The sequence below is a fragment of the Pseudocolwellia agarivorans genome (assembly GCF_002000085.1).
GTDB classification, from domain to species: Bacteria; Pseudomonadota; Gammaproteobacteria; order Enterobacterales; family Alteromonadaceae; genus Pseudocolwellia; species Pseudocolwellia agarivorans.
Genome location: NZ_MUZU01000001.1, coordinates 447827 through 467065 on the forward strand (window position 1 = coordinate 447827; position 19239 = coordinate 467065).

Genomic DNA, 19239 nt, shown 5'->3' on the forward strand with positions numbered 1-19239 from the left:
AAATTACGACTTATCATTCCACTAATAATTCAAAGCCTTATTATACATAACCTAGAGCCAACTCTATATTTATGGCATGCATTTCGCTTTATTAATCATGCTATTAAAAAATAGTACTAATAATAATTAATTAATGAGGAATACACATGCTAAGTTCAATTATTTTATCGCTAGTAATGACACAACCGGCTCCTGTGGCAGATGTAAATCAAGTAGAGTTTAAGGAAGCTGCTCGTCGTAATGTGCGTATGCAAGATGCATTTTCTATTGAAGAAGTTGCTCGTCGCAATGTACGTATGCTAGATGCATTTTCTATTGAAAAAACTGCTCGCCGTAATGTACGTATGCAAGATGCATTTTCTATTGAAGAAGCTGCTCGTCGTAATGTACGTATGCAAGATGAGTTTTCTATCGAAGAAGCTGCTCGCCGGAATGTACGTATGCAAGATGAGTTTTCTATCGAAAAAGCTGCTCGCCGTAATGTGCGTATGCAAGATGAATTTTCTATAGAAGAAGCTGCTCGCCGTAATGTACGTATGCAAGATGAATTTTCTATCGAAAAAACAGCTCGTCGTAATGTACGTATGTAGGAGATAATATGATTTCTATTTTTAAAGCTTTGTTTGCACAAAAGCCCAAAAAAAAGACTATTGCTGATCGCATTGAAATTAAAGAAATGCCTGCAAATTCATGGTGGTCTTAATCGTTGATTAACCATTATAAATAGCGCCACAGGGATGTTCGCCATTTTATAATTTTTATTTTTTATTTTTTATTTTTTATTTTTTTAAATATTAAGCTCTAAATATTAAGCTATTAAACCCAAACTTCTTATTAACTTTCATTCTTTTCTGCATACAAAACATTGGCCATATAAATGGACCAAACACCATACCGGCTAAAGTCCAGCGTTTGTAACCTAAACCACTTTTTAATGCCTGACAATAGAAAAAAGCAGCGCAGACGCCCCCTATAAGCAATAGAAGATACAACATAAGTCAGTCTCATAGAAATTAGAGTATAAACTCTTAATAAATTATTGTTGGAAAATATAGCAATATTAATACAGTGCCTCAAGACAAAGGCTAGAACAAATTCAACTATCTATATATAAAAAAGAGGCATTAAACCGCCTCTTTTATGGAAAAAATAGTCCGTTAACCTGGCTATTTTTAGCCTATCTATTATTTTAAAATAAGCTTAATAGCTGCTATTCTCTTGTGCCATTTTTATCAAAGCTTCACATGGAGTATAACGCTCACCATATTCTTGCCCCCAGAACTTTAATTTCTCAACAATGTAACTCGCGCCAATTTGATTGATATATTGAAACGGACCACCTAAAAAAGGAGGAAATCCAATACCGAATATAGCGCCAATATCACCATCTCTAGTACTCCTTATAATTCCTTCATCTAAACACCGAGCAGCTTCGTTTAGCATTAAAAATACAGCGCGTTGACTAATGGTTTCATTTGATAATTTAGCGTTTTTAACAACCCCTAATAAACCATAAATTGATTCATCTGCTTGTTTACCTTTTACTTTTTTTCCATAACTGTAAAAGCCCTTATTTGATTTTTTACCTAAACGTCCATCCTCAATTAATTTATCAAAGGCTGGAGGTGTGGCAAATCGTTCACCTAGCTCATTATATAAAATGGGACTTATTTTTGAGCCGACATCAATACCCACTTCATCAAGTAATTGTAATGGCCCAACAGGAAAACCAAAAGAGACTAGCGCTTTATCTATGGTTTCAATAGATTCACCTTCAAGTAGCATAAATGCAGCTTCATTTACATAAGGCGCTAAAATTCTATTCACATAAAATCCCGCTTTATCGGCTACAACAATAGGTGTTTTCCCTTGTTTTTTAGCAAATTCAACAGTAGTAGAAATGGTTTGTTCAGAAGTCGTAGCATGAGGAATAATTTCTGCCAAAGGCATTTTATCTACCGGTGAAAAATAGTGTAGGCCAATGACATTTTCAGGCCTTTCAGCTTTTTCTGCTATTTTCCCAATAGGTAAACTTGAGGTGTTACTCGCAAAAATAGTTTTTTCACTACTATTTAACTCGACTTCTTTAACCATATTTTGTTTTAAAGCTAAGTCTTCAAATACGGCTTCAATCACTATATCGCAATGTTTAAAGCCCGTATAATCAGTAGTTCCTGAAATCGCTGAAAGCTGTTTTTGCATTTCGCTCGCACGAATAAAACGACGTTGAACTTTTTTATTCAATAGATTGTAAGCATACTTAAGCGCGTAACTAATCCCTTTATGTGAAATATCTTTAATACGCACGGGAACATTAGCTTTAGTTGCTGTTACAAAGGCGATACCACCTCCCATCAACCCACCGCCTAATACACCTACATTGTTAATTTTTTTAGGTTTAACACCCTCAACACCGTATTCTTTCTTCATTTCCGTTGTAGCAAAAAACAACTGGCGTAACTGCCCTGAAACCTCACTCTTAGCTAATTCGCCAAAATGATTAGCTTCTGTTTGATACCCCTTAGCAGAGGCTTCTTGAACTCCCACTTTTACGCAATCTATGATCTTAAGGGGAGACGGATAATTCCCTTTAGTTTTAGATAAAACCGTTTTTTTAGCTTGGCTAAAAATAATACTGCGCCCGATAGGGTTACCTTCTAATAATTTATCCATCAAAGATATTTTACGTGTTGTATTTAAATAGCGTGCGTTGACAGACAGAGACACCTTGTTAGATAAAATAATATCTTCAGCTGTTTTGATTAATATACTTTTAGGAACAACATGATCAACTAAGCCAGATTTTAATGCTTGTATTGGACGCAAGTGCTTACCTGTTAGCATCATATCTAAAGCTTTTTGAATACCAACAAGTTTAGGTAAACGTTGCGTACCACCGCCGCCGGGTAGCAACCCCAACTGAACCTCAGGTAACCCTAAAGCCGTTTCAGCACTATCGCTACATACTCGTGAATGACAAGCCATAGCTAACTCTAAGCCACCACCTAAACATGCACCATTAATCGCCGCAACAATAGGGATAGATAACGTTTCAATTTGCTCAAAAACCGTATGCGCTTGTCGAGACAAAGCCGTTGCTTCTTCTACAGACTTACATTCAGCAATCATTGTAACATCGGCACCTGCAACAAAAGAGTCCGGCTTACCGCTAAGCAGTACAATACCTTTAATTGAATCGTCAGCTTTTATTTCAGATAACATACCAACAACTTGTTCAGCAAATTCAGCTTTTAGCGTATTCATAGCATCGCCAATAACATCCATAATGAGATGGGCAATACCATTATCTTGTTTGATTAATGTGAATGTACTTTGAAGGTCTTCTTTAACTGCTGTTTTAGTCATTAGTCTGTCTCCACTATCATTGCTACGCCTAAACCACCTGCCGCACATGCCGTGGTTAAACCCGTTCCACCACCTCTTCTATTTAATTCATTTAACGTTTGAACAATTAAACGTGTGCCTGTAGCCGCAAATGGATGTCCATAAGCCAACGAGCCCCCCATAACATTAAACTTATCCATATCTATTTCACCTATCGCTTTATCTCTTCCTAAATGTTTTTGAGCAAATGATTGACTTCCAAACATTTTCACATTAGCTAGAGCTTGTGCAGCAAAAGCCTCATGCATTTCAATTAAGTCTAAATCTTTTAACTCCATGCCCGCTCTTGCAAGTGCAATAGGTGTTGAAAAACTTGGTCCCATTAACATATCTTCCCAAACATCAATGGCAGAAAAACCATAACTTTTAATATAACCTAACGGCTTATAACCTAGCTCTTTTGCTCTCCCTTCACGCATGAGTAAAATAGCAGAAGCGCCATCGGTTAAAGGAGAACTTGTTGCCGCTGTAACACTGCCATATTTACGATCAAATACAGGACGTAATTTCGCGTAGCTTTCCAAAACAGAATTTTCACGAATACAATTATCTTTATCAATAAAGCCATTATAAGGTTCGCTATGAGCAACCATAACCTCACCTGCCAACTTCCCTTCAGCCCATGACTGAGTGGCTAAAGTATGAGAACGATGAGCTAACGCGTCTTGATCTTCTCTTGATATTGAATAAGTTTTTGCCATTTGCTCAGCCGTTTGCCCCATTGATAATCCAGTGGAATATTCGGCTACCGCAGGTGGAACGGGCATAAGATCTTTCAAACCTAATCGTCTAATTAAGGATAATTTTTGTCCTAGCGTTTTCGTTTTAGTTAAATCTAATAAGGTTTTTGCCAAATTTTTAGTGACTCCAACCGGTGCAACTGAAGTAGAATCAGCACCGCCAGCCACACCTACATCAATCATCCCGGCCATAATAGACTCAGTAATGCTTACAGCTGACTGAAAGCTTGTGGCACAAGCACGCGAAACACTATAAGCATCGGTACGAACATTCATACCTGTACCTAAAACTATTTCTCTCGCAATGTTGGGGGCTTCAGGCATTTGAACCACTTGACCAAAAACTAGCTGTTCAATAATATCAGGATCAATGTCATGCTTTTTAAGCAATTCATTAACAACCATTTTGCCTAAATCGACAGCTGGCACTCCATGAAATGCAGTCGCTTGTTTTGCAAATGGTGTACGTAGCCCTGCGACAACGGCGATGCGCTCACCACTTGATGTGACTAACTTAGTTTGTTTCATATTATTTCCCATTAATAGCGATTGGTATAAGCTCTTGCCTTAAAATATTTAAAACGTTTTTTACATTGCTTTAGCTTGAGAGGTCAGACCTCTTAAATTGATTTAATTCTAACCTTTTTTATCAAATATTCAATAAATATAACGCCTCTTAATTTGTTTGCGTTGTAATATTCTTAATATTTAATGAAAAACTTACTTACAAATTGAGACTAGCAGTTGTTTTCTAAATGATTAACCATATATCTGTTATTAATCTAAATGAGTGCTTTTAAAGTTAATTTTACAAAAATAGTTAACATTAAAGCCTTTTAACCCCAAAACTAAGAACTAATTAAGTATACGTTATGGCAATAGCACATTTCTCATCGTTAAAAGAACATTTATCTGAACAAATTATTGGACAAAAAGCACTAGTAGAAAACTTACTTATTGCTTTATTAGCTAATGGACATTTAATTGTTGAAGGTCCTCCGGGCTTAGCAAAAACTCGAGCAGTAAATGCGTTAGCAGATGGTTTAGAAGCAGACTTTCATCGTGTACAATTTACTCCTGATTTATTGCCAGCAGATTTAACCGGTACAGATATTTACCGACCTGAAGATGGAACCTTTGTATTTCAACCAGGGCCTCTTTTTAGAAACTTAGTATTAGCGGATGAAATTAACCGTGCGCCAGCTAAAGTACAATCGGCTTTATTAGAAGCTATGGCAGAAGGTCAAATTACTGTCGGTAGAAAAACGTATCCACTACCTGAACTATTTCTTGTTATGGCAACACAAAACCCTATCGAGCAAGAAGGTACTTACCCTTTACCTGAAGCACAACTCGATAGATTTTTAATGCACCTTGAAATTGATTACCCTGATGCTGAAAGCGAATTAGCTATTTTAAAGCTTAACCGTGGTGAAGCTTTAAAAGAAGCTAAAAAAGCCATTAGTGTAATCTCGCAAGCAGATATTTTTTCGGCTCGTGATGAAGTCATGAAAATTCACATGGCCCCTAGCATTGAAAAATATATTGTTGATTTGATCATGGCAACTCGAGCGCCTGAAAAATATGACGATAAATTAAAGCTTTGGTTAGCTTATGGTGCCAGCCCAAGGGCAACTATTGCTTTAGATCGATGTGCACGAGCCAGAGCATGGTTACATAACAGAGACTTTGTCAGTCCTGAAGATGTTCAAGCCGTATTTCATAACGTATTAAGACACCGTATTTTACTGACATACCAAGCTGAAGCTGAAGGTATAACCAGCAATCAATTACTTGATCATTTATTAAGTTTAGTTGCTGTTGCTTAGCCCCATTCATATGAAACAAGAAAAACATTATGTGGTTTAGTCAGAAAAAACAAAAAGTAACACAACATAATACAACGCAGGTATTAGCGAACATACTCTCTAATGGCATTGATGTATCAATTAATGAACTCATTCAATACCAAACAAAAACCTCACTAATTAATTTAGCTGCCCGAAAAGACCTACATGGTAAAATGTCAGGCAATTACCTTGCCCGTAGTAAAGGCCGAGGTATGGAGTTTGATGAAGTAAGACATTATCAAACTGGCGACGATATTAGAGCTATTGATTGGCGAGTTACAGCGAGAACAGGCATAACTCATACCAAAGTATTTCGTGAAGAAGTTGAACGCCCAGTATTTATTGCAACCGACTTAAACGACAACATGCTCTTTGGTAGCCAGCTATTATTTAAATCTGTTCAAGCATCACATTTGGCAGCACTTGTTGCCTGGCATGCAAAAGAACGCGGCGACCGTATTGGCGGTATTGTTTTTAATCAGTATAAACACACTGAATTAAAGCCTCGTAGTCGCCAGCAAGGCGTTTTACATTACCTGTACTCATTATCAAATATTCATCAAAACACCTCTGAAGCATTATTTAATACACACTCAGAAAGTGATACAAGCAAAGGTTCAGCCCAAAAGTCTTTTGATGAAAACTGCGGACGAATAAGACAACTATCAAAACCTGGAAGCTTAGTTTATTTAATTACCGATGGTAATCATTTATCGCAAGAGTCACTCCGGCACTTAACCAATATAAGTCGTCATTGTGAACTGGTGGTTTGCCTGATTAGCGATCCACTTGAAATTGAACTTCCAAAAAGCGATAAAAAAATTAATGTAGCAGTAACCGATGGTAAGAAAAAACAGCAGCTATTAATTGGCGATAAAAACTTAGCTAAAAAATATAAACAGCAAGCAGAAGAATTAACCCAAAATAAAGAAGCATTACTCGCTAAAGCGGGTGCTCGTATTTTACATTTTTCGGCTGGTACAACCTTAGAAACTCAATTAAAAAATGGGATTACGTCGTGGACCCGTTAGCACAACTGCAAGATATTCAACTACCCGATAAAATACACAACTACCCGATTGCAATTGGTTGGTGGATTTTAGCTATTATTTGTATAGCACTACTCTTATTTATTAGTTTTAAAATAATTAAAAATAAAAAAATAAAACACTCTCAGCAGCAAGCTCTATCAAAACTTAGCTCTACCGAAACAACAATAGAAGAATGTGTTACGGTACTAAAGTGGGCCGCTTTACAGTATTTTCCAAGAAAAAACATTGCAAATTTATATGGCGAAGGTTTTTATTTATTTCTACAAAACACTCTGCCATTACAGCATCAAGAAAAGTTTAAAACATTAAGCGCCGACTCATTACAAAACATGTACCAAAAAAATAGCTCGGTTGAAGAGAATAATAATTTTCATCAAGCATCAATATACTGGCTAAAACATGCATTACCTCCCAAGAATAATCTCGCTGCTACAACAAACAGCTTAGCGGTCAGTGAAGCATTACCGGAGAATAAGTCATGATCCATTTTGAATGGCCATACCTATTTTTTGCTCTGCCACTTCCTTTACTCGTATACTGGCTACCATCAAAAAATAAATCAGAAGTTGTTCCTTTAAAAGTGCCCGTATTACTCGAAGGCATGAATAGCTCTGTTGCTGCAACGTCAAACAAAAAAACATCATTAATATTACTCACTATTATTTGGATATTATTAGTGTTGGCATCTACTAGACCACAATGGCTGGGTGAAGCTGTAAACATCCCTTCAGAAGGTCGAGAAATGATGATAGCCGTTGACCTTTCAGGCAGTATGCAAGTAGAAGATATGTCATTAAACGGCCGAGCCGTGAATCGCCTTGATATGCTCAAAGTGCTATTAGGTGACTTTATTGAAAGAAGAACAGGTGATCGCTTAGGTTTAATTCTTTTTGGTGATGATGCCTACATGCAAACCCCTATGACCTTTGACCGAAAAACAGTACAACAAATGCTCGACGAAACGGTATTAGGTTTAGTAGGCCAACAAACAGCCATAGGTGACGCTATCGCTTTAGCTGTGAAGCGATTTAACGAAGCTGAAGAATCTAATCGTGTTTTATTACTACTTACCGATGGACAAAACACCGCAGGAAAAATAACCCCCGAAGAAGCGTTAGAAATAGCTATCGCTAAAGATGTTACCATTTATACTATTGGTATTGGGGCTGATGTTATGCTTCAACAGTCTATTTTTGGCACACGACAAGTTAACCCTTCAAGCGACTTAGACGAAAAATCACTTAAAAATATAGCCGATAAAACCAATGGGCATTATTTTAGAGCACGGAGCAGTGCTGATTTAGCACAAATCTATCAATTACTTGATACGCTAGAACCCGTAGAACAAGACCAAAAACAAATGCGTCCTCTTAGCGCATTGTATTACTGGCCTTTAGGGATAGCACTAACGCTATGCTTTATCTACTTGAGTTTAACAAACATTACTTCTCGCATTTCAAATAGGAGTATCTAGCAATGGCTGATTTTCACTTTATTCGCCCCTATTGGTTTTTAGCGCTTATAGGTTTATTTTTAGCGCTTTATTTATTAAAAAAAATGAGAATAAGCCAATCAGGTTGGCAAGGCTTATTACCTAAACATTTAGCCCATGTATTAATTAAAAATCCAAAAGAAAACAAACCATTATCATTGATCATGCCTTTTATTCTTGGACTATTAGCCATAATTGCTATGGCAGGTCCTAGCTGGCAAAAACTTCCTCAACCCGTATACCAACTCGCACGTGGTTCGGTATTGATCATGGATATGTCATATTCTATGTATTCAACTGATTTATCACCCAACCGACTAACGCGAGCACGTTATAAAGCGATAGATTTACTCGATAATATTAACGAAGGCGAGATGGGCCTAATAGCCTACGCTGGTGATGCTTTTATTATTAGTCCGTTAACGGAAGATATTAATAATATAAAACTATTACTCCCCTCTCTTTCTCCCGAACTTATGCCAGAGTTAGGAAGTGATCCTATGAGAGCACTCACGCTTGCCGATGAAATGTTAAAAAATGCAGGACACATAGACGGAGACATTTATTGGTTTACTGATGGCGTTGAAAGCAGCGAAATTCAAGATATTACAGAGTGGTCTAGAAACCACACCTATCGATTAAATATTTTAGGTGTAGGTACAAAAAATGGCGCTCCCATAAAATTAAGCAATGGCGAGTTTATGAAAGACAATAATGGCGCCATCGTTGTTCCTAAACTAAGAGGTAATTCACTAAAAGGCTTAGCAGAACGCGGTAACGGCCAATATGTTAAATTAAACAACAATAGCGATGATATTAAAAAGTTACTTAAAAGCGCCAATAGTTTATCCGACAACAAAGAAACCGAAAAAAAGGAAAGCTCAAATACAGGAGACCAATGGGAGGAAGCCGGGCCTTATATTATTCTCCTAATGTTACCTTTGGTATTAATGTATTTTAGACGAGGCCGATTACTCGCTTTATTTCCACTAGCTATACTATTAACACCTACAGACCAAGTGTACGCAAATGTTTGGGATGATTTATGGAAAACTAAAAATCAGCAAGCGCAAGCTAAGTTTGATCAAAAACGATATAAAGAAGCCGCAGAGCAATTTAACGATCCACTATGGCAAGGCAGTGCTCAATACAAAGCAGGAAACTTTGAAGAAGCCTTAAAATCATTTCAACAAAGCGATACAGCTCATGCTTTATATAACCAAGGTAATGCATTAGCTAAATTGAACAAACTCGACGAAGCAATAAAACATTACGAAAAAGCACTCGAAAAAGATCCCAGCTTTGAAAATGCTAAAGCCAATAAAGCCTTGCTCGAAAAGCTACAAGAACAGCAACAGCAATCGGATCAGAATCAAAAAGGTGATAACCAAGAAGAAAAAGATGGCGATCAAGATCAATCAGAACAAGAAAGCCAGAATAGTGAAAACAATCAAGATAATAACGAAAACAGTGAAAATCAACAGCAAGGTGATCAACAAAATAGCCAACAACAAAACGACCAACAAAATGGCGAACAAGATAACTCTCAATCGCAAAATGAAGAAAGCGATGAAATAGATTCAGAACAAACGGAAGAGCAAAAACAAGCGGAAAAAAACGATGCCGATGAATCTGAAAATAACGAACAAACTCAATCCTCAGCTGAACAACAAGATGAAATCGACTCAGAAGAAACAGAAGAACAAAAAGCTCAAGCGATAAGAGCCGCAGAAAAGTTAGCCCAAGAATCGGAACAAAAACATCAACAAATATTAAATAAAGTGACTGATGACCCTTACCAATTATTACGCAATAAAATGCAATTGGAATACAAAAAACGTCGTCAAAACAGAAGTAGTTTAGGAGCAACTAAAAAGTGGTAATACATTTTATTCGTTTAATAGCTTTATCAACATTAACAAGCTTATTACTTATTCAGTCGGCTTTTGCCTTAACACAAGTAACAGCAACCGTTGATAAAAATCCAGTAATGGAAAAAGAATCCTTTATTCTACAAGTAATTGCTGATGATGATGTTGATACTAATGCATTAGATACATCACCATTGCTAAAAGATTTTATTGTTGGACGAACATCAGTTAGTTCACAAACGAGCATGGTCAATTTTAATACCACACGCACAACAAAGTGGACAACAGTACTTATTGCTCGTACAGCAGGTACATTTACGATTCCAGCCCTAACGATAGAATCGTTATCTACCAGCCCTATCTCATTAGAAGTACTAAAAACAAGTAACCAAAAGACTTCCGCTTCCCAAGACATATTTATTACTACCGACGTGTCGTCAAAAGAAGTCTATGTACAAGAACAACTGACCTTAACAGTCAAGCTTCACTTTGCTGCAGAATTAAAGCGTGGCAGTTTATCTGAACCAACTTTAGACGGCGCATCAATCACTCAAATAGGTAAAGATAAAGAAAGCGATACCATTATCAACGGTAAACGATATCGCGTTATTGAACGTAATTACGCGATTAACCCGCAAAACAGTGGTGAGTTCATTATAAAAACACCGGTTTTTTCTGGCGAAATCATTTCACAAACAAATCGTAGAAGTAATTTTTTAAGCTTTGCTGACACTAAACCCGTTAGTGCTTTAGGCGAAGATATTAACTTAACAGTAAAACCTATTCCTGATAATTACCAAGGCTTTTGGTTACCCAGTGAAATACTTACCTTACATCAAGAATGGCAACCTGATAACGAAAGTTTTATGGTAGGTGAACCCATAACAAGAACAGTTATATTAACAGCCGCTGGCCTTTCTGAAGAACAATTACCTAAAATTGAAATGAGTGTTCCATCGGGAATAAAAGTTTATCCCGATCAAGCAGAACTTCATACTGGTATGAATAACAGCAAACTCGTTAGTCAGAAAAAACAAAACTTTGCATTAGTAGCAAGTAAAGTAGGCACTTATGAGTTACCTGAAATTCGTATTCCTTGGTGGAATACAGTTACTAATAAAATGCAATATGCCGTTATACCCGCAAAAAGCATAACCATTACACCTAATGAAGACATGGCTAATGATAAACAAAATAACAACGCAACCAATAGCACTGCGCAAACCATTCCTGCAACAGTTAATGAAAATGAACCATTAGAAACTAAAACCGTTATAGTTAAAGAAGCTTCGTGGCTACAATGGCTATTTTTAGCCCTTTGGTTACTAACCTCCTTTGCTTGGTTAATCTCTTCATTTAATAAAAAGAAGAAAAACACTAAAACGATAAAAGCAGTCACTCAAAATAGCTACAAAGATTTAATTAATGCATGCGACAAAAATAATGGAGAAAAAGCTCTACAACTAATTGCACCATGGGTCGCTGAATTATTTTCTAACGTTAACATTACAACATTAGAAGATGCCAAACACTTTATTAACCGAACAGAGTTCAACCAAGCGGTTATGGATCTTCAACAATGTTTTTATGGGAAAGCAGCCAAAAATTGGAATGGTAATACATTAAAATCACTTATTGTTGATATTAATAAGCAGCCCCAAAACACTCAAAATCAACCAATAACGTTAAACCCATAGTATATATTTCCCCATAAGTTTATTAACCTAGGCTTATGGGGAACTCGCAAAACACCCCAAAAAATGTCATAGTAATCCCTTGCTTTCCATCGCTATCAACCAACTTATAAAAATATTTTAATGATAAAAAAACTATTTGGAAATAAAAAAGCCCCCTCTCAGGTCTCTTCTAACATGGCTACTAAACAAGTTAGATACGAAGCACTCGTTAAAGCTCTTCATGCCGACTTATATCGTTATGCATACTGGTTATGCCACGAAAAACAAGTCGCAGAAGACCTAGTGCAAGAAACCTTTTTACGTGCTTGGCGCGCTTTAGATTCACTTAAGGATGAAAAAGCGGCTAAGTCTTGGCTGATCACTATTTTAAGACGTGAAAATGCACGTCGTTTCGAACGAAAACGTTTCGATATGAGTGAATATGAAGAAGCTACGATAATAGATACTCAATCGATTAATTCAGAACAAGATATTGAAAATCATTGGTTACGTGAAAAGATAGGCTCACTCCCAGAGGAATACAGAGAACCTCTTGTTTTACAGGTGATAGGTGGTTTTAGCGGTGAAGAAATCGCAGGCCTTCTATCTTTAAATAAAAATACAGTAATGACACGCTTATTCAGAGCAAGAAACCAGCTGAAAGATGCATTAGAAAAAGAACCAGAAGTACGAGGTACATACAATGGATGATTTGCAATTTAGACGAAGTATATACGCAGATCCTCAATGCGCAGACGAAGATATTATTAACGCGAAAGCTTCAGATCCTAGTAAACAAAAATTTGCTAGAGAAATAGAGCAACTGGATCAACAAATATTAAACGCACTTAAAGTACCTGTTCCTGATGATATGGCGCAAAAACTTATTTTACGTCAAGCACTTGACAGTCATCAACAACAGAAAAAGAAAAAAAGAATTCATTTAGCTTTAGCTGCATCAGTAGCGTTTGCTATGGGGTTAACGATTAACTTTATGCAGTTCTCAAACGCTTACACCAATATGGGAGACTATGCATTTGCACACACAACTCATGAAGCTGCACATTTCTCAAATAATGATAATGCCACAGTAACTTTAGCGTCATTAAACAAAAAGATGGCTTCATTTCACGGCAGTTTCTCGGATAAGCTCGGTGAATTGATTTTTGCAGATTACTGTCGCTTTGATAAAATGAAGAGTTTACATCTCGTGTATAAAGGTGAAAACTCCCCCGTTAACGTTTTTATTATTCCTAAAAGCGAACATTTAGCTTTTATAAATAGCTTTTCAAATCAAGAGTTAAATGGAAAGTCTCTACAATTTAAAGATGCTAGCATTATTGTTGTAGGCGATAAAACTGAGTCATTACAAAAGTGGCAAGAAAATATAAAATCAAATGTAACTTGGTCAATCTAATCATTTGATTATTAACTATAGAAATCAGTTGTAAAAAAGGTTAGCCAATATGGCTAACCTTTTTTTATACTTATAATATCAATTAATTATTAGGCTTGATAACCATTAATTTACCACTATTGATGAATACCTTGAACCTTATCAAAAACAGTTTCTATCTCTGACGATGGTTTATACGTTACTGAACTAACAAACAAAATAGTCGCCGTACAAACAATAAAACCGGGAACAATTTCATAAACCAAAGAACTAAGAGATTGCCCTCCAATTGAAACAGGAAGATATATCCAAAGCAAGACCGTTACTGCACCAGCGATAATGCCAGCTAATGCGCCATCTTTAGTCATTTTTTTCCAATAAAGACTTAATATAACAACAGGCCCAAAAGCTGCTCCAAAGCCAGCCCATGCATTACTTACAATATCTAAAATAGAACTATTAGGATCTTGAGCTAAAAATATAGCTAATAACGCCACACAACAAACAGAAACTCTACCTATAAAGACTAATTGCTTATCTGAAGCCTGTTGATTACAAAATAACTGATAAAAATCATTCGTTAATGAGCTTGAAGTGACTAACAGCTGTGATGAAATAGTACTCATAATCGCCGCTAAAATAGCAGCAAGTAAAAAACCAGCAATTAATGGATCGAAAAGTAATTGAGACAAAACGATAAAAATAGTTTCAGGATCTTTAATATCTAAATTAGCTGATGAAGCATAAGCGATACCAGCAAAGCCCGTTGCCATAGCACCACATACAGAAACAATCATCCAACTCATACCTATATTTCTAGCAACGGGAATATCTTTAACAGAACGAATAGCCATAAAACGAACAATAATATGAGGTTGCCCAAAATACCCTAAACCCCAAGCTAACGATGAAATAATAGTGATTAACGTAACACCACTAAACATATCTAATAAATCAGGGTCAATTGCAACAACACTTTGATGAAGTTCGTTAATCCCACCTACATCCATAACAACAACAACAGGCACTAAAATCAAAGCTATAAACATAATACAACCTTGAACAAAGTCAGTTAAACTTACTGCTAAAAAACCACCAAATAACGTATAAGCAACAACAACACCTGCAGTTATATATAAACCTAGTTCATAAGACAATCCAAAGGCACTCTCAAATAGCTTCCCTCCGGCCACAACCCCTGATGAAGTATAAACAGTAAAAAAAACAACAATAACAAGTGATGCAACAACCCTCAATACATGAGTATTATCATTAAAACGATTCTCAAAGTAATCAGGTAGAGTGATAGCATCATTAGCGAGTTCGGTATAAGTTCTTAAACGCGGAGCAACAATAATATAATTAAGTAACGCACCAAAAGTTAAACCTATCGCCACCCAAATACTACTTAAACCTGAGACAAACATTGCTCCAGGAAGGCCCATTAACATCCAACCACTCATATCTGAGGCGCCAGCAGATAATGCCGTTACAGAAGGACTCAAACTTCGTCCTCCCAACATATAACCAGAAATATCTTTTACTGACTTCCGATAGGAATACACACCAATAAAAATCATTAAAATAAAATAAATAGCTAATGAAATATAATTACCAACTTCCAAATTGCTCTCCTCTTAGAATAAGTAATTTAAAAGGTAACATACTAAAGCATAAGTATATATTTTATATCTTAAACATGTATTAGCTCTTATTTACTAACGTATAAAATATATTACAAAAAAAACAAAAAACTTAATGAAATAACCTATTAATTACAATATATTCTTACTAACGAAGGAAAACTCTATATAAATCAAATTATTTTTACTTATTTTGTATTCATCTCAGGAAAAATTTAAGATCTAAGTGTATAGTTCATATGTGGGTGAATACTTTTAAAACCGATTAAAGTCAAAATAGAGTACTAGGGGTAATATGTATTTTTACGCGGCTAGACAGCCTATTTTAGATATAAACAAAAAACTATATGCATACGAATTACTTTTTCGAGATAGCATAGACAATGTTTTTCCAGATGTTGATGGCGATGTGGCAACCAGTAAAATGGTTGAAGCCAGTAAATTCAATATGGGTATATCTGAATTCACTTCAAATAAACCAGCGTTTATTAATTTTACTCTTGAAACCTTAAGTAAAGGTTACCCTGAAATGCTAACGACTGATGAAGTCGTTGTTGAAATTTTAGAAACAATAAAACCGGGTAAGCGTTTATTAGCTCTATGTAAGGATTTATATGAAAAAGGATACACACTCGCACTCGACGATTATGAACATCAAGCGGTTTGGTCACACTTTTATCCTTATATAAAAATAATTAAAATTGATTGGCAAGTATCAAATGTTGACGAAATTAAAGAAGTTATTTCCGCAATAGAAAAATTTCCTCATATCAAGTTATTGGCTGAAAAAGTAGAAACATACGAAGAATATAACCAAGCCGTTGAATTAGGTTGTGAATTATTTCAAGGTTTCTTTTTTGCTAAGCCTGAAATGATCAAAACAAAATCATTATCTCCATCTCAAATGGCAATGGCAGAACTTCTTTATGAAACATCAAAGCCGGATTTAGACTTGGTAAGCATTACCTCTGTTTTTGAACGCGATGTTACACTTTCGTACAAATTATTAAGATACGCCAATTCAGCTATTTTTAGAAGAAGAGCTGAAATATCTACCATTAAACAAGCCTTAGTGACATTAGGACTAGTAGAATTAAAACGATTTATAGGATTAATGTTTACCGCAAATATCAATCCAGATAAGCCCTCAGAACTAATTAATTCAGCAATGGCAAGAGCTAAATTTTGTGAACTTGCGGCTGAAAACGTAAAAAGTAATATAAATAGCTCTATCGCTTTCTTAACAGGTTTACTCTCGCTGATAGATGCAATATTAGATGAAGATATTGAAAGTGTTTTAGCTAAATTACCGCTAGCTCAAGAAATTAAAGATACTTTACTCACAAAAAAAGGTGATATGGCTCAACTAATTCAATTGGTTGAATTTATAGAGCACGCACAATGGGATGAGTCTGCCGCAACAATGGATAAACTAGGCTTAACAAAAGACCAAACCATTGAATATTATAACCAAGCACTTTCTTGGGCTGATGAACAAAGCTTATTAACAAGTTAAAAGCTGATTAAACATATAACTTAAAACAGGGCGCTTTTAGCGTCTTTTTTTATTATCTAAATTTAAATAACCGTTACAATGAAGTAATCTCCAAACAGCTCAAATAATATGGAAACAATAGCATGCAAGAACACGACTCATCACCACTAACCGATTTTATAGAATATCCACAAGATGAGATGCTATTAAAATCGCAAGAATTTTATACCAACATAAAACGCAGACATTCTATTAGAAAGTTTAGCGATCGTACTGTGCCGAAAGAGATTATTGAAAACTGTATTAAAGCTGCGGGAACTGCGCCAAGTGGTGCTAATCATCAACCATGGCATTTTGTAGCAATACACTCACATGATGTAAAAAAGCAAATACGCGAACAAGCTGAAGCCCATGAGCAAAATTTTTATAATGGTAGAGCCAGTGATGAATGGTTAGATGCCTTAAAACCTTTAGGTACTGATGCAAATAAACCTTACTTAGAACATGCGCCGTGGTTAATTGCGATATTTAGCGAAAAGAAAGGAGGCATAACAGCTGAAGAAAAAAACACGAATTATTATGTACATGAATCGGTAGGTATAGCGACGGGGTTTTTGATTAATGCCCTGCATTCGTCAGGTTTAGCGACATTAACTCATACACCTAAACCTATGACATTTTTAAGTAAAGTATGTAATAGAAGCGATAATGAACGACCATACATGCTCATAATTGCTGGCTACCCTGCTGAAGATGCAAGCATACCTCACCATGCAACCACTAAAAAAAGTATTAATGATATTGCGACTTTTTTATAGATTTCAGTTTAGATACATACTTACATAGTGAAAAATAAGCGCTAAATTCTTTCAGCCAATTATTAACATTACTGCCTGAGAAAGTTATCGACACATATATACCCGTTATCATTCAAGCACTCTGAAATACGCATTTTGATTGCTAACGGGTATAGCTAAAGCTCAAAATCTAAAGCAATATCGGTACAGCCTTTAGTACAATATAGCCCTGGTGTTTTAGATTGCTCAGGTAATACAAGCTTTATTTGCGTACCGCAGGTTTCGCAAGTAATAACCCTCCCCGCCATGACTTTTTTTATTAACGCTTTTTGGTTATTAAATGATTTAGCACTCGTTTTTTTGATGCCATCAAATTTTTTAATATCAATCATAGTGCTCTTTAGCTTATAGAAAGGAACTAATTAACTGGAAAATAAAAACCATCAAATACCCCTTCAAAAGGCGCTGAGCTTTCGGTTAATAAATGGCGGTAAGCCGTAATATTTTCATACGAAGCACCAATAAACGGATAAGCGGTAACTTCCCATGGATAATCAGCATTTTCATCAAACGGACATAAAGACAATTTTTGGTTGTTTTCTAATAATAAATGACCAAACTTTAGTGCTTGCTCTTGCGACTTAAAAATAACAGTAAATTCAATTTCTCTTTCTTGGTTAATATCATTTCCCGTATTAACGGCATCCCATAAGTATTCACCAATATCATCTTGAGGAAAAAGTGTTAAATCACGTTCCATTACAACCCCTGCTATTTAATTAAAAGTATCATTTCATTAATTTTGTATATTACTATCAAAAGTCCGACAGATCATTGTCTTGTTTGATAAACTACACCTTATAACTTTAGCTTGAACTATTTTCGTTCTACTTATTTGAAAAACTCAATGAACACTTCTGATAATATTATTTTTGAAAAACACCTTATTGTTACTACTGAGGCGAGCAATGCATTAATTGAATTAGACGCGGTTTGTAACATAAGTATTGCGGATATAAAAAAAGCGATAGCTAAAGGTGCCTTGTGGTTAACTAGAGGTAAATCAACTCAGCGTTTTCGTCGATTAAAAAAAACCTTAAAAAAAGGTGATGAATTACATTTTTATTATAACGAAGGTGTACTTAAGCAAGAGCCTAATGAAGCAATCTTAATCGAAGATATGGGCGATTATAGTGTATGGTACAAACCTTACGGTATGCTCTCGCAAGGCTCTAAATGGAGCGACCATTGTACAATAGCACGTTGGGCTCAAACTCATTTACAGCCAGAGCGTCCTGTATTTATTGTGCATCGATTAGACCGGGCGGCAACGGGTTTTATTGTTATTGCTCATACAAAAAAAATGGCACAAGCTTTTAGTCAAAAATTTGAACATCATCAATTAGAAAAACATTATCTAATTTTAGTTCATGGTGATCATAACCAACGCTCACAACCTGACAATATTAGTATTAACGTGGATGGGAAGAAAGCACTCAGTACTTTTACTTGTATTGATTACAATAGAAATATTGATGTGTCTTTAGTTAACGTAAAAATAGAGTCGGGTAGAAAACACCAAATACGTATTCACTCGGCTAGTATTGGCATGCCGGTTATTGGTGACAGATTACATGGTAATAAAGAAAAAGATAATGTGCTTGAAGAGAAGATTAAAAAAAATATTGATCTGCAGCTGTGTGCATTTTCGTTATCGTTTGATTGCCCTTTAGGTGAAATAAACACAACACCTGAGTATAAAACCTTTAGCTTACCAGAGCACCTAAGGCCTTCCTTAGCTGCTCTAACAATTTAGCATTAA

General features: G+C 35.8%; 17 protein-coding genes. 12 read left to right on the top strand and 5 right to left on the bottom strand.

From position 1 onward, the window contains the following. Positions 1-146: 146 nt before the first annotated feature. On the top strand, positions 147-590 hold the full coding sequence (locus B0X80_RS01930) for a hypothetical protein (protein WP_077338133.1): 444 nt from the start codon (positions 147-149) through the stop codon (positions 588-590). 610 nt (positions 591-1200) lie between these two features. Here the strand turns inward: B0X80_RS01930 and fadJ are convergent. After that, positions 1201-3366 (bottom strand): fatty acid oxidation complex subunit alpha FadJ, encoded by a 2166-nt coding sequence (fadJ, locus tag B0X80_RS01940; RefSeq protein ID WP_077338135.1) that lies wholly within the window; start codon positions 3364-3366, stop codon positions 1201-1203. Beyond that, complete coding sequence (fadI, locus tag B0X80_RS01945; RefSeq protein WP_077338136.1) at positions 3366-4673, bottom strand: acetyl-CoA C-acyltransferase FadI; 1308 nt, start codon at positions 4671-4673, stop codon at positions 3366-3368. Before fadI ends, fadJ begins: the two co-directional genes overlap by 1 nt. A gap of 344 nt (positions 4674-5017) precedes the next feature. Here fadI and B0X80_RS01950 point away from each other — a divergent pair, with 344 nt between their 5' ends. The 8 genes from B0X80_RS01950 (at position 5018) to B0X80_RS01985 (ending at position 13503) form a co-directional block, all read left to right on the top strand. Next, positions 5018-5974: an AAA family ATPase gene (locus tag B0X80_RS01950; protein WP_076419356.1), complete on the top strand. Its 957-nt coding sequence runs from the start codon at positions 5018-5020 to the stop codon at positions 5972-5974. A 29-nt stretch (positions 5975-6003) separates the two neighbouring features. Continuing rightward, positions 6004-7026 carry a DUF58 domain-containing protein gene (locus B0X80_RS01955; protein ID WP_077338137.1) on the top strand — a complete coding sequence of 341 codons (1023 nt, stop codon included), beginning with the start codon at positions 6004-6006 and terminating at the stop codon, positions 7024-7026. Further along, positions 7014-7529, top strand: coding sequence for a DUF4381 domain-containing protein (locus B0X80_RS01960; protein ID WP_175623854.1), 516 nt, complete (start codon positions 7014-7016; stop codon positions 7527-7529). The genes B0X80_RS01955 and B0X80_RS01960 overlap by 13 nt, the downstream gene beginning before the upstream one ends. Next, on the top strand, positions 7526-8521 hold the full coding sequence (locus tag B0X80_RS01965; RefSeq protein WP_077338139.1) for a vWA domain-containing protein: 996 nt from the start codon (positions 7526-7528) through the stop codon (positions 8519-8521). Before B0X80_RS01960 ends, B0X80_RS01965 begins: the two co-directional genes overlap by 4 nt. A 2-nt stretch (positions 8522-8523) precedes the next feature. Then, on the top strand, positions 8524-10422 hold the full coding sequence (locus B0X80_RS01970) for a vWA domain-containing protein (RefSeq protein ID WP_077338140.1): 1899 nt from the start codon (positions 8524-8526) through the stop codon (positions 10420-10422). Next, a complete protein-coding gene (locus B0X80_RS01975; RefSeq protein WP_089024823.1) occupies positions 10416-12107 on the top strand; it encodes a BatD family protein in 1692 nt (563 codons plus the stop codon). Before B0X80_RS01970 ends, B0X80_RS01975 begins: the two co-directional genes overlap by 7 nt. Positions 12108-12281: 174 nt before the next feature. Continuing rightward, positions 12282-12797: a sigma-70 family RNA polymerase sigma factor gene (locus B0X80_RS01980; RefSeq protein ID WP_245825363.1), complete on the top strand. Its 516-nt coding sequence runs from the start codon at positions 12282-12284 to the stop codon at positions 12795-12797. Continuing rightward, the gene (locus tag B0X80_RS01985) at positions 12790-13503 is read left to right on the top strand and encodes a DUF3379 family protein (protein ID WP_077338141.1); all 714 of its coding nucleotides are present in this window, start codon (positions 12790-12792) and stop codon (positions 13501-13503) included. Before B0X80_RS01980 ends, B0X80_RS01985 begins: the two co-directional genes overlap by 8 nt. Before the next feature lie 116 nt (positions 13504-13619). On the opposite strand, the gene putP is transcribed toward B0X80_RS01985, so the two are convergent. Further along, positions 13620-15107, bottom strand: coding sequence for a sodium/proline symporter PutP (putP, locus tag B0X80_RS01990; protein WP_077338142.1), 1488 nt, complete (start codon positions 15105-15107; stop codon positions 13620-13622). A 313-nt stretch (positions 15108-15420) separates the two neighbouring features. Here putP and B0X80_RS01995 point away from each other — a divergent pair, with 313 nt between their 5' ends. Both B0X80_RS01995 and B0X80_RS02000 read left to right on the top strand, forming a co-directional pair. Next, positions 15421-16641, top strand: a complete 1221-nt coding sequence (locus B0X80_RS01995) for an EAL and HDOD domain-containing protein (RefSeq protein WP_077338143.1) — start codon at positions 15421-15423, stop codon at positions 16639-16641. Positions 16642-16763: 122 nt separating this feature from the next. Beyond that, on the top strand, positions 16764-17438 hold the full coding sequence (locus B0X80_RS02000) for a nitroreductase family protein (protein ID WP_077338144.1): 675 nt from the start codon (positions 16764-16766) through the stop codon (positions 17436-17438). Between the two features lie 155 nt (positions 17439-17593). Here the strand turns inward: B0X80_RS02000 and B0X80_RS02005 are convergent, their stop codons facing one another. Then, complete coding sequence (locus tag B0X80_RS02005; RefSeq protein WP_077338145.1) at positions 17594-17809, bottom strand: hypothetical protein; 216 nt, start codon at positions 17807-17809, stop codon at positions 17594-17596. Between the two features lie 26 nt (positions 17810-17835). Beyond that, positions 17836-18177, bottom strand: coding sequence for a ribonuclease E inhibitor RraB (locus tag B0X80_RS02010; protein WP_077338146.1), 342 nt, complete (start codon positions 18175-18177; stop codon positions 17836-17838). Positions 18178-18324: 147 nt separating this feature from the next. Between B0X80_RS02010 and B0X80_RS02015 the strand changes: the two genes are divergently transcribed. After that, a complete protein-coding gene (locus B0X80_RS02015; RefSeq protein ID WP_077338147.1) occupies positions 18325-19233 on the top strand; it encodes an RluA family pseudouridine synthase in 909 nt (302 codons plus the stop codon). Positions 19234-19239: the final 6 nt, after the last annotated feature.

Excerpts from the sequence above, each read along its gene's own strand:
- B0X80_RS01930 (WP_077338133.1), top strand. The coding sequence starts at position 147 with ATGCTAAGTTCAATTATTTTATCGCTAGTAATGACACAACCGGCTCCT.
- fadJ (WP_077338135.1), bottom strand. The coding sequence starts at position 3,366 with ATGACTAAAACAGCAGTTAAAGAAGACCTTCAAAGTACATTCACATTA.
- fadI (WP_077338136.1), bottom strand. The coding sequence starts at position 4,673 with ATGAAACAAACTAAGTTAGTCACATCAAGTGGTGAGCGCATCGCCGTT.
- B0X80_RS01950 (WP_076419356.1), top strand. The coding sequence starts at position 5,018 with ATGGCAATAGCACATTTCTCATCGTTAAAAGAACATTTATCTGAACAA.
- B0X80_RS01955 (WP_077338137.1), top strand. The coding sequence starts at position 6,004 with ATGTGGTTTAGTCAGAAAAAACAAAAAGTAACACAACATAATACAACG.
- B0X80_RS01965 (WP_077338139.1), top strand. The coding sequence starts at position 7,526 with ATGATCCATTTTGAATGGCCATACCTATTTTTTGCTCTGCCACTTCCT.
- B0X80_RS01970 (WP_077338140.1), top strand. The coding sequence starts at position 8,524 with ATGGCTGATTTTCACTTTATTCGCCCCTATTGGTTTTTAGCGCTTATA.
- B0X80_RS01980 (WP_245825363.1), top strand. The coding sequence starts at position 12,282 with ATGGCTACTAAACAAGTTAGATACGAAGCACTCGTTAAAGCTCTTCAT.
- B0X80_RS01985 (WP_077338141.1), top strand. The coding sequence starts at position 12,790 with ATGGATGATTTGCAATTTAGACGAAGTATATACGCAGATCCTCAATGC.
- B0X80_RS01995 (WP_077338143.1), top strand. The coding sequence starts at position 15,421 with ATGTATTTTTACGCGGCTAGACAGCCTATTTTAGATATAAACAAAAAA.
- B0X80_RS02000 (WP_077338144.1), top strand. The coding sequence starts at position 16,764 with ATGCAAGAACACGACTCATCACCACTAACCGATTTTATAGAATATCCA.
- B0X80_RS02005 (WP_077338145.1), bottom strand. The coding sequence starts at position 17,809 with ATGATTGATATTAAAAAATTTGATGGCATCAAAAAAACGAGTGCTAAA.
- B0X80_RS02010 (WP_077338146.1), bottom strand. The coding sequence starts at position 18,177 with ATGGAACGTGATTTAACACTTTTTCCTCAAGATGATATTGGTGAATAC.
- B0X80_RS02015 (WP_077338147.1), top strand. The coding sequence starts at position 18,325 with ATGAACACTTCTGATAATATTATTTTTGAAAAACACCTTATTGTTACT.